The sequence below is a fragment of the Stenotrophomonas sp. DDT-1 genome (assembly GCF_001580555.1).
Taxonomy (GTDB): Bacteria; Pseudomonadota; Gammaproteobacteria; order Xanthomonadales; family Xanthomonadaceae; genus Stenotrophomonas; species Stenotrophomonas sepilia.
Genome location: NZ_LEKR01000002.1, coordinates 132159 through 147559, shown reverse-complemented (window position 1 = coordinate 147559; position 15401 = coordinate 132159). Strand labels below are relative to the sequence as shown.

Sequence of the window (15401 nt, the reverse complement as noted above, 5' to 3'; positions counted from 1 at the left end):
TGGGGGATAATGGCCGCTTGCGCAGTTTTCCCCCTTTTTGCCGCCCGGCTCGCGCAGGCCGCACGGACGCCTCCTCAGAGCATTCCATGCCCTCCCATTCCGATTCCCGCCGCCTGTCGGGTCTGTCGTCTTCCTTCGCTTCCTTCCGCCGCCATCCGCTGGCCCTGGCCTGTGCCGGCCTGGCCCTGGTCGGCAGCTTCGGTGCCGCCGCGCAGGACAGCGCGCCGACCCCGACCGGCCTGGACACGATCACCGTGACCGCCGAACACCGTGAGCAGAACCTGCAGGAAGTGCCGGTTTCGGTGGGCGTGGTGCAGGGCGAGCGCATGCGCGACTTCACCGCCGGCGGCGACGACACCCTGCTGGCACTGTCCGGCCGCGTGCCGAGCCTGTATGCGGAAACCACCACCGGCCGCATCTTCCCGCGCTTCTATATCCGTGGCCTGGGCAATATCGACTTCTACCTGGGTGCCTCGCAGCCGGTGTCGATCATCCAGGACGATGTGGTGCTGGAGCACGTGGTGCTGAAGTCCAACCCGGTCTATGACGTGGACCAGGTGGAAGTGCTGCGTGGCCCGCAGGGCTCGCTGTTCGGCCGCAACACCACCGCCGGCATCGTCAAGTTCGACACCCTGAAGCCGACCCAGGACTACACCGGCCGGGTCAGCGCCAGCTACGCGACCTACAACAGCGTGTCGATCGACGGCGGCTTCGGCGGCCCGATCAACGACATCGCTTCGTTCCGCGTGTCGGCGCTGTACCAGCACCGCGATGACTACGTCGACAACACCTACAAGGGCCCGAGTGCCGACGGCACGGTCAGCCCGAAGAAGAACGCGATGGGCGGCTTCGATGACCGCAACGTACGCGCGCAGCTGCTGCTGACCCCGAGCGACCAGTTCTCGATCCTGGCCTCGGCCCACGCCCGTGACTACGAAGGCACCTCGACCCTGTTCCTGCGCGGTGCGCTGACCAAGGGTTCGAACAAGACCGACGTGCCGCGCGACCAGGTCGCCTACGACGAAGCCGACAACAACCCGCAGGCCTACAAGACCTACGGCGGCTCGGTGAAGGCGCGTTACGACTTCGGCGCGATCGACTTCACCTCGATCACCGCCTACGAGACCACCTCCGGTTACAGCCGTGGCGACACCGACGGTGGCGCCGCGGTGAACTTCCCGGTGAACGGCGTGCCGAACGGCTACGGCCAGTCGATGGGCCGCATCCGTGACCTGGACCAGTGGACCCAGGAATTCCGCCTGGCCAGCCATGACGACAGCGCGCTGCAGTGGCAGGCCGGTGCCTTCTACTTCAACGGCAGCGACACCACCGACTTCTACCAGCGCGCCTGGTTCCTGCAGGGCGCGGCCCGCAACCCGAACAACTGGGTGCGCCTGCGCAACAAGAACACCTCGTGGGCCGGCTTCGGCCAGCTGAGCTATGCCTTCACCGACAAGTTCACCGTCACGGCCGGCCTGCGCCAGACCCGGGACGAGAAGCACACCCGCCTGCTGAAGACGGCTGACACTGCCGCTGGCGTGGTCACCTACAAGGGCCGCACCGACGTCAAGATGTCCGACACCACCCCGAGCTGGGATCTGAGCGCGATGTATCAGATCACGCCGGACGTGAGCGTCTATGCCAAGGTCGCCCGCGGCTTCCGCGGCCCGACCATCCAGGGCCGCTCGGCCGTGTTCAATGCCGACTTCACCACCGCCGATTCCGAGACCATCCTGTCCTGGGAAGCGGGCGTGAAGAGCAGCCTGTGGGACAACCGCCTGCGCCTGAACGCCACCGCGTTCACCTACACCGTCAACGACATCCAGCTCAACGGCAACGATTCGGACGGCAACGGCGTGCTGTTCAACGCCGACAAGGCCAAGGCCTATGGTTTCGAAGCGGACATGGAGCTGCGCCCGATCCCGAACCTGACCCTGAGCGCCGGCCTGAGCCTGCTGCACAGCGAGATCAAGGACAAGCGCGTCTACGCGCAGGTCTGCGGCCTCAACGGCCAGGTGGTGTGCACGGTGAATGACCCGACCATCAAGGTCGGTGCCAACACCTTCGCGCAGATCGACGGCAACCCGCTGCCGAACGCGCCGAAGTACAACGTCAACCTGGCCGCCCGCTACGACTTCCCGGTCAGCGACGCCGGCACCATGTTCGTCTCCACCGACTGGAACAAGCAGGGCTACACCAGCTTCGTGCTGTACGACAGCAAGGAGTTCAACTCCAAGGGTGATTTCGAAGGCGGCCTGAAGATCGGCTACTCGGGCAACTACGGTGCCTACGAAGTGGCGCTGTTCGCGCGCAACATCACCAACGAGAAGAACCTCAAGGGTGTGATCGAGAACTATATGGCTGCGGTCTACAACGAACCGCGCACCGTCGGTGTCTCGCTGAACATGAACTGGTAAGGCGTTGCGACGGTGGCGGGTCTTCCCGCCATCGCACTGCTGGAATGCAAAGGGCGGCCCGGTGATCCGGGTCGCCCTTTTTCATGGCCTTCCACGGTAGCCGGATCGCAATCCGGCGCCGTGCTCGGCGCTTCAACGTGCCGGCAGCAGCGCCTGCAGCCGCGACTCCAGCTCCTGCTGGCGCCAGCCCGCCAGTGCGGCCGGCCACTGGCGACGTTCCAGATAGCTTTCCAGGTGCTTGCGCGAGGCCAGCACGCCATCCGGCAGGCCCAGTTCGCGGCTGCGCTCGGCGACCGCGTCCTGCAGCTTCTTCAGTGCCTGCTTGTTGCTGTCGTTGGCCGGCAGCGCCAGCGGTGCCTCGGCCTCATCGGCCAGCGGTGTGTCCAGCGCCTGCCACACGGCGCCAGCGAGTTTGCGCGGTGCCTTCGGGAACTGTTCAAACAGCGTGGCCAGCGCGGCGGCATCGGCCGGTGGCGTGCGTGCCAGCGTGGCGGCCAGTTCGTTGTCCAGGATCCAGCTGCGCGGGCGGTCGCTGCTGCGTGCCTGCACATCACGCCAGCGCAGCAGGCGCAGCAGGCGGCGCTGCGCGGGAGCATCGAGAAACTGCGCTGAGCGCATCGCCAGATGCGGCCAGCGGTCCTCGTCATTGGCGACGCTGGCCAGCAGGCGCTCGCCGTCGTCGTGCAGCCACTGCTGGCGGCCCAGCGCCTGCAACTTGGCATCAATGGCGTCATGCAGCGCGAACAGATGCTCGACGTCGTCGGCGGCGTACTGCAGTTGCGACTCCGAGAGCGGACGGCGCATCCAGTCCGAGCGCGTTTCACCCTTGGCCAGCGCCACGCCGGTGATTTCCGCGACCAGCTTCTGGTAGCCCATGCCGCCACCAATGCCGGCCAGCGAGGCGCCGATCTGTGTGTCGAACAGCGGTCGCGGCAACACGCCGCAGGTCCACTTGAAGGCAACCAGGTCTTCGCTGGCGCTGTGCATCACCTTGGTGATCGACTCATCGGCCAGCCACGGCGCCAGTGCCTCGGCCATACCGGGAATCAGCGGATCGATCAGCAGGATGTCCTGCCCGACCGCCATCTGCACCAGAGCCAACTGCGGCCAGAACGTGCGTTCACGGATGAATTCGGTGTCCAGGCCGATGCGGGCCGGACGCTGCTGGAAGTACGCATCCAGCTCGGCGGGGGTGGTGATCCAGGTTGCCACGGGTCAGGGCCTACTACTCGGGTTTGCTCAGGCAGGGGAGAATAGCCTAACGTCGGTCCGCGTCCGTGCCGAAGGAGATCCTGCTTGCGTTTTCCGCTGTCGTCCGTGCTGTGCACCGCTCTGGCCGTGGCCCTGGCCGGTTGCACACCGTCGCCCTCGGCGACACCGGAGCCGGGGCCGGCTGCTGGCGAAGACGCGCGGCCGCAGGAAGGCTCACTGGCGGAGCCGACACCGGGGACCGGGCAGGGCAGCGTCACCATTGCCGGTGAGGATGCCACCGAGGACGTGCAGCGGTGGACACCGCCGCGGGTCGACCGGCAGGGCCGCAGCGTCGCCCAGCTGCGCCGCGCAGCCGAAAAGGCGTTCAGCGAAGGGCACCTGTACGAGGACGCCGACGCGGCGGTTCCGCTGTGGCTGGCGGTGCAGGAGGAAGACCCGGATGACCGCCTCGCCCGCAGCGGCCTGCAGCGTGCTCGCCAGCGCCTGCAGCAGCAGGCCGATGCCCTGCTGGTTCGGCCACTGCGGCAGCGCGAGGCGCTGGCCGAGGCGAGTCGCCAGGCGCTGGTGCTGCTGACCCTGGCGCCGAAGGATGAGAAGGTGCGCGCGCTGCAGGGCCGGGTAGAGCTCGCCCAGCGCGTGGTGGCCTATAACCGTGCTGGCGAGGAAGACCTGCGGTCGGGGCGGATCGGTGAGGACGGCGACGGTGCGATCGGCAACTTCCGTGAAGCGCTGGCTCTGGACGAACACAACAGCCGGGCGCGGCAGGGCCTGGCGGCGGCCGAAAGTGGCCTGATCCGCCGGGCCGAGGACGCCGCGCGCGTGCGCGACTTTGCCAGTGCGGGCACCTGGCTGGCCGAAGCCAGCAAGGTCCGTGACTCGTCACCGACCATTGCCGATGCCTTCGAGCGCATCGAGCAGATCCGCGCCGCCGCGCTGCTGCAGCTGCGTGATGAGGGCCTGCGCGAGCTGGCGACGCCGCAGGGGCTGAAGCCGGCGCGCGAAAAGCTGGCCGAGGCCCTGCGCATCGCCTTGCCGGGGGATGCGGTGGTGGCCCAGCTGCGCGAACGCATCGATCTGGCCACCCATTATGGCAGCTTCCGCCCGGGTCAGGTGTTCAGCGACGCGATGCGTGATGGTGGGCGCGGTCCGCAGATGGTGGTTGTGCCGCATGGCGGCTTCCAGATGGGCGCGGGTGATGCCGAGCCCGGCTCCACCGACGCCGAGCGCCCCTCCCATTACGTTCGCTTTGACCGCGGCTTCGCGATGGCGATCACCGAGGTTACCGTCGGCGATTTCGAGCGCTATGTGAAGTCGACCAATGCACGACCACGTGCGACCCGGCGCGGCCACTCGGTGGTCTATGACGAGCGCAGCGGCAATTTCATCCGCCGCAGCGGCGTCGACTGGCGTTCGGATTACGATGGCGCGCGCGCACTGGGCAACTCGCCGGTGATGCATGTCAGCGTGCGGGATGCCGAGAACTACGCGGCATGGCTGTCCGAGCAGACCGGACGCAGCTACCGGCTGCCGAGCGAGGCCGAATTCGAATATGCGCTGCGCGCCGGGAGCAGTGGCCGCTACCCCTGGGGAGACGCGGGTACGCCGCCGCCGGGCAGCGGCAATTTCACCGGCAGCAAGGACGTCTCGCCTTCGGGTCGGCACTGGCACAACGCTTTCATCGGCTATGGCGATGGCTGGTGGGGACCGGCGCCGGTGGCCAGTTTCCAGGCCAATGCTTTCGGCCTGCACGACATGGCCGGGAATCTGAGCGAATGGGTGGCCGACTGCTGGCACGCCAGCTACCGGCGTGCGCCGTCCGACGGTGTCGCCTGGTTCAACCCGGGCTGCCGGTCACGGGTGATCCGGGGCGGCAATTGGGCCAATGCGCCCGAGCAGACCCGTGCGGCCTGGCGGCAATCGCAGGATTCGGACACCACCAATGCGCGCATCGGCTTCCGTCTGGTGCGCGGCATCTGAGCGGCATCGGGCTTCACCCGCTGCTGGCGTCCGCGCACTAAGATTGCGCCGTGCCCGCCAGCCGGCGGGGTCTGCTGGAAGACCACCGATGCGCAACGATCCCTTTTCCCGCTCGCCCCAAGGCCCGCAGCGACGCGGCCTGTTCGGCAACATCCGCTGGTGGGTGCTGCTGCTGGCGGCGGGCTATGCGGTGTTCTACTGGTTCTCCAATCGCACCGTCGATCCCTACACCGGCGAGAAGGTGATGATCGACAGCAGCCTGGATGCGCGCCAGGAGACCGCGCTCGGTCTGCAGGCCTACCAGCAGATCCTCTCACAGGAACGGCCGATGGATCCGAATGCGCCGATCGCGCGCGATGTGCGCGACATCGCGCAGCGCCTGATCGCCAAGGTGGATGTGGTGGAGACCGCGCTGGCACAGGAGCACGGCGTGCAGCCGGCGCATTTCGCGCGGGATTTCCAGTGGGAAGTGAATGTGATCCCGTCCGAGCAGGCCAATGCGTTCTGCCTGCCGGGCGGCAAGATGGCGGTCTACACCGGCCTGGTGCCGGTGGCGCGTACGCGTGATGCGATGGCGGTGGTGATGGGCCATGAGATCGCCCACGCGCTGCTGCGCCATGGTGCGCAGCGGATGGCGCAGCAGAAGCTGACCCAGATCGGGCAGATGGCCGGTGCCGCCAGCGGCATGGATGCGCAGCAGCAACAGATGATGATGTCGGCGATGGGCTACGGCTATCTGCTGCCCTATGCGCGCAGCCACGAGACGCAGGCCGACGAAGTGGGGCTGATGCTGGCCGCAGCGGCGTGCTTCGATCCCCGCGAGGCAGTGCCATTGTGGCAGCGCATGGGCCAGGCCAGTGGCGGCCAGGCGCCGCCGGAGTTCGCCTCCACCCACCCGAATCCGGGCACCCGCATCCAGAACCTGCAGGCACTGATGCCGAAGGCGCTCGAGTACCGGCAGAAGTTCTGCGAGCAGGCAAAGTAGGGGGGTGTTCGTCAGGGCTGCGCCCTGCACCTGCCGAAGCCAGAGCAACAGCAACAGCAACAGCAACAGCGTGCATTCCGTGGGGTGGCGGGGTGGGTCCGGTTGCGGGGGCCGCTGCAAGTCCCCCTCCGGGGCCCGGCCCAGCCGCGGGCGGCTGTGCGTTCGGGCGCTTGCGAAGCAGTGCTTCGCAAGCAAAGCGCCCTCACCCATGTAAGCTCGGTCGCCGCATCCATGCGGCTCACGCCCCCGCAACCGGACCCACCCCGCCTTCGACAGATTTCTGCTGCTGTTGGTAGGTGTCGACCTTGGTCGACACGGTAGATCCATGCGATGCGTGGATGCTTTTCGATCTCGATTCGAAATATTCGATTCCGATGGAGAGTCATCCAGCATGGCGTGGATCTACACGATCGCGGAAAACTGTCAGAGGTGGGGCGGTGTCGGAGTGCGGGGTGTCAGCCGCATGGGCCCGAGGCATGCCTCGGGCGGGTTGGGCAGGACGCCCAACCCTGGTCTTGCCGTGTGCGCAGGAAAGCGCACACTAGCAAGCGGCTGCCAAGCCTACAGGGATGTACTTGCGGCGTCCCCGCACTCCGACATCGCCCCGCCATCCACGGATAGCCGGCTTTTGCTGTTGCTTCGACCTTTGATTGAAGCTCCGGCAGGTGCAGGGCGCAGCCCTGCCGAACCCCTTTACTTGACCTGCACGTCGATCACGCCGTCGCCGACGCGGGCCCGCAGGGCGTCACCGGGCTGTACCTGATCAACCTTCCGCACCAGGGTGCCATCATCGCTGCGGGTCAGGATGCTGTAGCCACGCGCCACGGTCGCCAGCGGGCTGACTGCTTCAAGTGAACGTGCCAGCCCGCGCAGTCGCAGTGCATCGCGCTCCAGCAGACGCTGCATCGCTGCCTGCGGTCGTCCGCGCAGGGTGGCCAGGCGGCGTTGCATCGTGTCGAGCTGGCGCTGTGGATGGTGCCCGCGCAGGACCGCCGCTGCATGGCGAAGCCGCGCGGCACGGCGCTCCTGCTGCTGGTTGAACGCGGCATGCAGGCGCCGGCCCAGATCGAGCTGGCGTCGACGCAGCAGGTCCAGTCGTGCCTGCGGGCTCTGGGCGTTCAGGCGCAACAGGGCGCGGTCGGCGCGCTGCATCGCCTGCTGCATCGCATGCCGTTGCAGCTGCACCATGCGGGCGGCCGTGCGGCGCAGGCGCAGGGCCAGTTCGCGCTGGTCGGGTACCAGCAGCTCGGCCGCCACCGAGGGCGTTGGTGCACGCAGGTCGGCGGCGAAGTCGCTCAGGCTGAAGTCGGTTTCGTGGCCCACCGCCGAGACCACCGGCGTGCGGCTGGCGGCGATCGCACGGGCCAGTGTTTCATCGTTGAAGGCCCACAGGTCTTCCAGCGAACCACCACCGCGGGTCAGCAGGATCACGTCGTAGCGGCCACTGGCATCGGCGGCCTGCAGCAGCCGGGTGATCTGCGCGGCGGCACTGCTGCCCTGTACCAGGGTTGGCAGCAGGTCCACTTCCAGCAGCGGGAAGCGCCGGCCGAGCACGCTCAGCACGTCGCGCACGGCGGCGCCGGTGGGCGAGGTGATCACGGCCAGGCGCTGCACGTGCGCCGGCAGCGGCCGCTTGCGTGCCGGGTCGAACAGGCCCTCGGCCTCCAGCCGTGCCTTCAGCTCCTCGAAGGCGCGGCGCAGCGCGCCTTCGCCGGCTTCCTCCATGTGGTCCAGCACCATCTGGTACTCGCCACGGGCGTCGTACAGGGTCACCTTGCCGCGCACCAGCACGCGCATGCCTTCGCGCGGCACGAACTTCAGGTACTGCGCCTTCATCCGGAACATCGCCGCACGCAGCTGCGCGCGCGCGTCCTTCAGGGTGAAGTAGAGGTGTCCGGAGGCAGGACGCGCCACGCTGCCCAGTTCGGCCTCGACCCAGATCGCCGGGAAGCTGCCTTCCAGCAGGTCGCGGGCCAGGGTGTTGAGCTGGCTGGGGGTGAGGATGTCGTTGTTGCGTGGCTGCATGGAAACGGCGTGCTGCGGGCGGAACGGGGGCTCAGGATCGCACGTCAGCGCGCTGTGTGCTGGCCCAGTGCCCACTGCACGTGTTCACGCACCAGCGGCGAGGGATCGTCGATGCGGGTCTGCAGCGCAGCCAGCGCTTCGGCCGAGGACGGCGCATTGCCCAGCGCCACGGCGATGTTGCGTAGCCAGCGCTCATGGCCGCTGCGCCTGATCGGGCTGCCTTCAGTGCGGCGCAGGAACTCGGCTTCGTCCCAGGCGAACAGCTGGTCCAGGCGCGCGGTATCGAGGTTGTTGCGCGCACGGAAATCGGCTTCGTCGGTGCGCTTGGCGAACTTGTTCCAGGGGCAGACCAGCTGGCAGTCGTCGCAGCCATAGATGCGGTTGCCGATCAGCGGGCGCATCTGTTCGGGAATGGCGCCGTCGTGTTCGATGGTCAGGTAGGAAATGCAGCGCCGCGCGTCCAGCCGCTGCGGGCCGGTGATGGCCTGGGTCGGGCAGACATCGATGCAGCGCGTGCAGGTGCCGCAGTGCGCCGTGGCCGGCGTATCGATCGGCAGCGGGATGTCGATGTAGATCTCGCCGATGAAGAACCAGGAACCGCCATGGCGGTCGATCAGGCAGGTGTGTTTGCCGATCCAGCCGAGCCCGGCGTTGCGGGCCAGTGCGCGCTCCAGGACGGGGGCGGAATCGACGAACACGCGGTAGCCCAGTGGCGCGACTTCGTCGTTGATCTGCGTGGCCAGCTTCTGCAGGCGGTTGCGCATCAGCTTGTGGTAGTCGCGGCCCAGCGCATAGCGCGCCACGTAGGCGCGGCCCGGGTCGGCCAGCGTCGCCCACGCTTCGGTGTCATCCTTGTGGCTGTAGTCCATGCCCACCGAGATCACGCGCACAGTGCCGGGCAACAGCTCGGCCGGTCGTGCGCGCAGGGTGCCGTGGCGCGCCATCCAGTCCATCGTGCCGTACAGGCCCTGGCCCAGCCAGTCGGCCAGGTGCGCCTCGTCCTCGCCGAGCTCGATACCGGCGATGCCGCAGCGCTGGAAGCCATGCGCGCGGGCCAGTTCGCGGATGCGCTGCACGGCCTGGGCTGGATCGACGGGGGAGGGGGCGAGGGACATGCGCACCAGTATAAAATCCCTGCATGGCCAACCTCGCCGATCTGTTCGATTCCGCTGCCGCGCGTGCGCTGGATGCCCAGGCGTCCACCCTGGCGGGGGATGCTGGCTGGGGACTGATGGCGCAGGCCGGCCAGGCCGCCTGGCAGTGCCTGCTGCAGCATTGGCCGCAGGCGCAGCGCATCGGCGTGGTGGTCGGTGCGGGCAACAATGGCGGCGACGGCCTCGTGCTGGCTCGCCACGCGTTGCAGGCCGGGCGCGAGGTGAGGGTGATCGTCCTGCCGGGCCGGGCGCCATCGACGGCGCTGGCGCAGCGTGCAACATCGGAATTCAGGTCCGACGGCGGCGCCATCACCGAGTTCGACGGCGCGCTGCCCGAGGCCGACCTCTGGGTCGATGCCCTGTTCGGGCTGGGTTTCGATCGCGCGCCGGAGGGCGCGGCGCAGGCGCTGATCGTTGCGATCAATGCGCAGGCGGCACCTGTGCTGGCCCTGGATGTGCCCAGTGGCGTCGATGCCGACCGCGGTGCGGTACCCGGCGCGGCAGTACGCGCTGCGCGGACCCTGCAGTTCATCGTGGCCCATCGCGGGCTGTACACCGGCGACGCGCTGGATCATTGCGGGCACAAGGCCCTGGCACCCCTGCAGTTGCCCGCGGCCGCATGGCAAAGCGTGTCGCCTGCCGTGGAGTACTGGACGCAGGCACGGTTGCCGGCCCTGTTGCCGCCGCGCCGCGCCAATACCCACAAGGGTGAATCCGGCCACGTGCTGTGCGTCGGCGGCAACCACGGCAGCGGCGGTGCCATCGCCATGGCAGCCGAGGCCGCCTTGCGCGCAGGGGCGGGGCTGTTGAGCCTGGGCACCCGCCGCGACCACGTCGGTCCACTGCTGGCTCGGCTGCCCGAGGCGATGACCCACGCGTTGGAAGACGGCGAAGCGCTGCCGGCCTTGCTTGACAGGGCCAAGGTGGTGGCGATCGGGCCCGGTCTGGGCCAGGACGAATGGGCACGCGCACTGTTTGCGCGGGTGCTGGCCAGCGCCAGACCACTGGTGGTCGATGCCGACGCGCTGAACCTGCTGACGCAGGATCCGCGTGCCTTGCCCGGCGCCGTCCTCACACCGCACCCGGGCGAGGCCGCACGCCTGCTCGGCTGCAGCACCAGCGACATCCAGGCCGATCGCTACGCCTGTGCGCAGACGCTCGCCGAGCGTTTCCATGCGGTGGTGGTGTTGAAGGGCGCCGGCAGCATCGTGGCGGCGCCCGGGCAAACGCCCCGGTTGATCGCCGCCGGCAATCCCGGCATGGCCGTGGGGGGCATGGGCGACCTGCTCACCGGCATCATCGCCGGCCTGCGTGCGCAGGGCCTGGCCGCCTTCGATGCCGCCGCGGCGGGCGCGTTGCTGCATGCGCTGGCCGGCGACGCGGCTGCCGCTGACGGCGCACGCGGCCTGCTTCCTACTGATCTGCTGGCGCCGCTGCGGCGACTGGCCAACCCGGAACGCTTCCCATGACCGATTTCTTCCTTGCCGACAGCGACGCCACCGAACTGCTCGGGCAGTGGCTGGCGGCCACCCGGCCCCCGCAGGCGCTGATCGAACTGCGCGGCGACCTGGGCGCCGGCAAGTCGACCACGGCCCGCGCGCTGCTGCGGGCGCTGGGCGTGCAGGGCGCGATCCGCAGCCCCACCTACACCCTGGTCGAGCGCTATCCGCTGGCCAGTGGCAGTGAGGCGTGGCACCTGGACCTGTACCGCATCGGCCAGGCCGGTGAGCTGGATTTCCTCGGCCTGGACGAAGGCAGCGCGGTGCTGTGGCTGGTCGAATGGCCGGAACGGGGCGCCGGCGCGCTGCCGCCGACCGACCTGGTGGTGGCACTGGAGATCGAAGGACATGGGCGCCGCGCCAGTCTCACCGCGGGCAGCGACGTTGGACATGAATGGCTGAAACGGCTGCCCCAAGGGGGCGACTTGCAGGCCATTTCTGTCGGCTGACGAGAACAAAGATCGGCAGGTTACGGATTATTAAGGAAAAAGGTGTTGCATTCCGTTCAGCGCGGTGATTGAATCCTGAGCCATGCGCCCGGGGAACCGTCTCATCGCCATCTGTGCCGCCGTCGGACTGGGTCTGGCGAGCGTCAGTGCGTGGGCGGGTGAAGTCCGCCAGGTGCTGCTGAACACCGGCGCGACCGGCACCCGTGCCGAGATCTCACTGGTCGGCAGTGGCGGCTACAAGACCCTGTCGCTGGCCGGCCCGAACCGCCTGGTGGTCGATTTCCCCGACTCCAGCGCCGTACGCAACCTGAAGATGCCGGCCGCGCAGGGCGTGGTCACGGCGGTGCGTACCGGACAGCCGGTCCCGGGCACTTTCCGTGTCGTGTTCGACCTTGCCGAATCGGTGGCGCCGTTCCGCCCGCAGATGCAGCGCGAGGGCAATGAATCCAAGCTGGTGATCGAATGGCCGGGTGATGGCCCTGCCGTGGCCACCACCAGCCGCCCGGCGACGCCACCGGCCGTGCAGCCGCAGGCGGCCGCTGCGGGGGGCTCAGTCGCGCCCACGCCGGCCGAGAACGCGCAGTCACGCACCGATGCTGCGCGGGCCACCGCCCTGCTGACCGCACAGGTGCAGCAGCAGGCCAGCGCCAGCGCTGCCGCACCCGCCACGCCGACCCCCGCACCGACCAGCGCGCCGGCCCAGGTTGCTGCGGCAGGTGTCGCGGCCAGCAGCACGCCTTCATCCTCGCCGGCTGCAATCCTCGCCGGCCAGCGCACTGCTGCGGTGGTGACCACGCCGCCGGCAACGGCCCCTACACCGGCACCGACGCCGGCCGAGCCGCCGCGTCCGGCCATGCCCAGCGATGCATCGCGCATCCGCATGCAGCCCGGCATGCGCCACCTTGTGGTGGCGATCGATCCCGGTCATGGTGGTCAGGACCCGGGTGCGATCGGCCCGACCGGCAAGCGCGAGAAGGATGTCACCCTGGCCGTGGCGCGTGAGCTGGCCCGCCAGGTCAACGCCACGCCGGGCCTGAAGGCCTACCTGACGCGCGACAGCGACGTGTTCATCCCGCTGCCGATGCGTGCGCAGAAGGCGCGTGCGAACAAGGCGGACATCTTCATTTCGATCCATGCCGACGCGGCCGAGAACCGTTCGGCCACGGGTTCGTCGGTGTACGTGCTGTCGACCAAGGGTGCCTCTTCGCAGCGCGCCCGCTGGCTGGCAGACAAGGAAAACGCGGCCGATCTGGTCGGTGGCGTTCGCCTGCAGCAGACCGAGGGCACGCTTGCCAATGTGCTGTTGGACCTGGCGCAGAGCGGCTACATGAAGGCGTCCGAAGACGCCGCCGGCCACGTGCTGGGCGGCCTGAAGCGGATCGGCAACAACCACAAGCCGAACATCGAGCGCGCGAACTTCGCGGTGCTGCGCACGTCGGACATGCCAGCGATGCTGGTGGAAACGGCGTTCATCTCCAATCCGGATGAAGAGCGCCGCCTGACGGACCCGGCTTACCAGCGCAAGGTCGCTGGCGCTGTGCTGGATGGCGTGCACACCTTCTTCAGCCGCCAACCGCCGCCGGGCACGTTGTATGCTGCCCGCGCGCAGGCCGAGATCGACGCCGCAGCCACCATGGCCGGCGGCAGCAAATAACCCGCCGAAGGCGGGTTTCTGCTTTCTGCAGAGTCGAGCCGCGCTCGACTGGGCCTTGCCGGTAGCCCGTCAGTCGAGCATGGCTCGACTCTACCCTCGGCCGCTCCGTTATCATCCCCGCATGACGTCTGCTACCCATCCGCGCCCGATCCGGCCGTTGCCGGAGATCCTGATCAACCAGATCGCCGCCGGCGAAGTGGTCGAACGACCCGCGTCGGTGGTCAAGGAGCTGGTCGAGAACGCGATCGACGCCGGCGCCAGCCGCGTTGATATCGATCTTGAAGAGGGCGGTGTACGCCTGATCCGCATCCGCGACAACGGCAGTGGCATCGCACCGGAACAGCTGCCGCTGGCGGTATCGCGCCATGCCACCAGCAAGATCGCCGATCTTGACGATCTCGAATCGGTGGCCACGCTCGGTTTCCGGGGAGAAGCGCTGCCGTCGATCGCATCGGTCAGCCGCTTCACCCTGTGCTCGCGCCGCGCGCACGACGAGCACGGTTCGGCACTGCAGATCGAAGGCGGCAAGATCGGCGAGGTGACCCCGCGCGCGCATGCGCCGGGCACCACGGTGGAAGTGCGTGAGTTGTTCTACAACGTGCCGGCGCGGCGCAAGTTCCTGCGCGCAGAGCGTACCGAACTGGGCCATATCGAAGAGTGGCTGCGTTCGCTGGCGCTGGCGCGGCCGGATGTCGAGCTGCGCGTGTCGCACAACGGCAAGGCCTCGCGGCGCTACAAGCCGGGCGATCTGTATTCCGATGCACGCCTTGCCGAAACGCTGGGCGAGGATTTCGCCAACCAGGCCGTGCGCGTGGACCACAGCGGCGCCGGCCTGCGCCTGCATGGCTGGATTGCGCAGCCGCATTATTCGCGCGCGAGCGCCGACCAGCAGTACCTGTACGTCAACGGTCGCTCAGTGCGTGACCGCAGCGTCGCCCACGCAGTGAAGATGGCCTACGGCGACGTGCTGTATCACGGCCGCCAGCCGGCCTATGTGCTGTTCCTCGAACTGGATCCGACCCGCGTCGACGTCAACGTGCATCCGGCCAAGCACGAGGTGCGCTTCCGCGATTCGCGGCTGGTCCACGATTTCGTCTATCGCACGTTGAAGGATGCGCTGGCCGATACCCGTGCAGGCATGTCGGCGCAGGAGATCGGTGCCGGCCCCGCACATCCGGCGGACGCCGCCGCCGTCCCGACGGCATCGAGCGCCGGCGCGTCGGGGTTCGGGCTGGTGCGTGGGGCTGCGCCCGGCTCGGGAGGTGGTGGTGGCGGATTTTCAGGCTGGCGTCCGCAGCAGCCGCTGGGCCTGCAGGTGGCCGATGCACCGGCCGCCTACGCCGCGCTGTATGCCACGCCGGCCGGTGCCGAACGCGCAGCGGCGTTGCCGCCGATGCCGAGCGAGAACGGGTTGCCGGTGACCAGTGCCGACGCGGGTGTACCGCCGCTGGGCTACGCGATCGCGCAGCTGCATGGCATCTACATCCTGGCCGAGAACGCTGAAGGCCTGATCGTGGTCGACATGCATGCGGCCCACGAACGCATCGGCTACGAGCGCCTGAAGAATGCGCACGATGGCATCGGCCTGCAGTCGCAGCCGTTGCTGGTGCCGATCACGCTGGCGGTGGGCGAGCGCGAGGCCGACACCGCCGAAAGCGAAGCCGACACACTGGCGGCGCTCGGCTTCGAGGTGACCCGGGCCGGCCCCGGGTCGCTGCACGTGCGCAGCATTCCGGCACTGCTGGCGCATGCCGAACCGGAAGGACTGCTGCGCGACGTGCTGACCGACCTGCGCGAGCATGGCCAGAGCCGCCGCGTGGCCAGTGCACGCGACGAGCTGCTGTCGACCATGGCCTGCCATGGCGCGGTGCGTGCCAACCGGCGCCTGACCGTGCCGGAAATGAACGCGCTGCTGCGCGACATGGAAATCACCGAACGGTCCGGCCAGTGCAACCACGGCCGACCGACCTGGGCCCGTTTTTCGCTGGCGGAGATCGACCGCTGGTTCCTGCGCGGACGTTGAGGGGAG

General features: G+C 68.6%; 10 protein-coding genes. 7 read left to right on the top strand and 3 right to left on the bottom strand.

Annotated elements, in window-relative coordinates; translation table 11 throughout:
- Positions 1-86 precede the first annotated feature (86 nt).
- On the top strand, positions 87-2417 hold the full coding sequence (locus AB839_RS01705) for a TonB-dependent receptor (RefSeq protein WP_061478069.1): 2331 nt from the start codon (positions 87-89) through the stop codon (positions 2415-2417).
- A gap of 132 nt (positions 2418-2549) precedes the next feature.
- On the opposite strand, the gene rnd is transcribed toward AB839_RS01705, so the two are convergent.
- Complete coding sequence (gene rnd / locus AB839_RS01700; protein ID WP_061478068.1) at positions 2550-3629, bottom strand: ribonuclease D; 1080 nt, start codon at positions 3627-3629, stop codon at positions 2550-2552.
- An 84-nt stretch (positions 3630-3713) separates the two neighbouring features.
- On the opposite strand from rnd, the gene AB839_RS01695 reads away from it, so the two are divergent.
- Both AB839_RS01695 and AB839_RS01690 read left to right on the top strand, forming a co-directional pair.
- On the top strand, positions 3714-5606 hold the full coding sequence (locus tag AB839_RS01695; protein ID WP_061478067.1) for a formylglycine-generating enzyme family protein: 1893 nt from the start codon (positions 3714-3716) through the stop codon (positions 5604-5606).
- 88 nt (positions 5607-5694) lie between these two features.
- Positions 5695-6591, top strand: coding sequence for a M48 family metallopeptidase (locus AB839_RS01690; RefSeq protein WP_005417787.1), 897 nt, complete (start codon positions 5695-5697; stop codon positions 6589-6591).
- A gap of 693 nt (positions 6592-7284) precedes the next feature.
- Here AB839_RS01690 and xseA read toward each other — a convergent pair.
- The gene (gene xseA, locus AB839_RS01685) at positions 7285-8616 is read right to left on the bottom strand and encodes an exodeoxyribonuclease VII large subunit (RefSeq protein ID WP_061478066.1); all 1332 of its coding nucleotides are present in this window, start codon (positions 8614-8616) and stop codon (positions 7285-7287) included.
- A gap of 44 nt (positions 8617-8660) precedes the next feature.
- The gene (gene queG, locus AB839_RS01680) at positions 8661-9731 is read right to left on the bottom strand and encodes a tRNA epoxyqueuosine(34) reductase QueG (protein WP_061478065.1); all 1071 of its coding nucleotides are present in this window, start codon (positions 9729-9731) and stop codon (positions 8661-8663) included.
- Between the two features lie 23 nt (positions 9732-9754).
- On the opposite strand from queG, the gene AB839_RS01675 reads away from it, so the two are divergent.
- The 4 genes from AB839_RS01675 to mutL all read left to right on the top strand — a co-directional run bounded on the left by AB839_RS01675 (position 9755) and on the right by mutL (position 15395).
- On the top strand, positions 9755-11239 hold the full coding sequence (locus tag AB839_RS01675) for a bifunctional ADP-dependent NAD(P)H-hydrate dehydratase/NAD(P)H-hydrate epimerase (protein ID WP_061478064.1): 1485 nt from the start codon (positions 9755-9757) through the stop codon (positions 11237-11239).
- On the top strand, positions 11236-11718 hold the full coding sequence (tsaE, locus tag AB839_RS01670) for a tRNA (adenosine(37)-N6)-threonylcarbamoyltransferase complex ATPase subunit type 1 TsaE (protein WP_061478063.1): 483 nt from the start codon (positions 11236-11238) through the stop codon (positions 11716-11718). Before AB839_RS01675 ends, tsaE begins: the two co-directional genes overlap by 4 nt.
- Before the next feature lie 82 nt (positions 11719-11800).
- Positions 11801-13372 (top strand): N-acetylmuramoyl-L-alanine amidase, encoded by a 1572-nt coding sequence (locus AB839_RS01665; protein ID WP_061478062.1) that lies wholly within the window; start codon positions 11801-11803, stop codon positions 13370-13372.
- Positions 13373-13493: 121 nt separating this feature from the next.
- Positions 13494-15395, top strand: a complete 1902-nt coding sequence (gene mutL / locus AB839_RS01660; protein WP_061478061.1) for a DNA mismatch repair endonuclease MutL — start codon at positions 13494-13496, stop codon at positions 15393-15395.
- The last annotated feature ends 6 nt before the right edge of the window (positions 15396-15401 follow it).

Bases quoted from the DNA above. Each gene is read 5' to 3' on its own strand.
- AB839_RS01705 (WP_061478069.1), top strand. From the start codon at position 87: ATGCCCTCCCATTCCGATTCCCGCCGCCTGTCGGGTCTGTCGTCTTCC.
- AB839_RS01690 (WP_005417787.1), top strand. From the start codon at position 5,695: ATGCGCAACGATCCCTTTTCCCGCTCGCCCCAAGGCCCGCAGCGACGC.
- xseA (WP_061478066.1), bottom strand. From the start codon at position 8,616: ATGCAGCCACGCAACAACGACATCCTCACCCCCAGCCAGCTCAACACC.
- queG (WP_061478065.1), bottom strand. From the start codon at position 9,731: ATGTCCCTCGCCCCCTCCCCCGTCGATCCAGCCCAGGCCGTGCAGCGC.
- AB839_RS01675 (WP_061478064.1), top strand. From the start codon at position 9,755: ATGGCCAACCTCGCCGATCTGTTCGATTCCGCTGCCGCGCGTGCGCTG.
- tsaE (WP_061478063.1), top strand. From the start codon at position 11,236: ATGACCGATTTCTTCCTTGCCGACAGCGACGCCACCGAACTGCTCGGG.
- AB839_RS01665 (WP_061478062.1), top strand. From the start codon at position 11,801: ATGCGCCCGGGGAACCGTCTCATCGCCATCTGTGCCGCCGTCGGACTG.
- mutL (WP_061478061.1), top strand. From the start codon at position 13,494: ATGACGTCTGCTACCCATCCGCGCCCGATCCGGCCGTTGCCGGAGATC.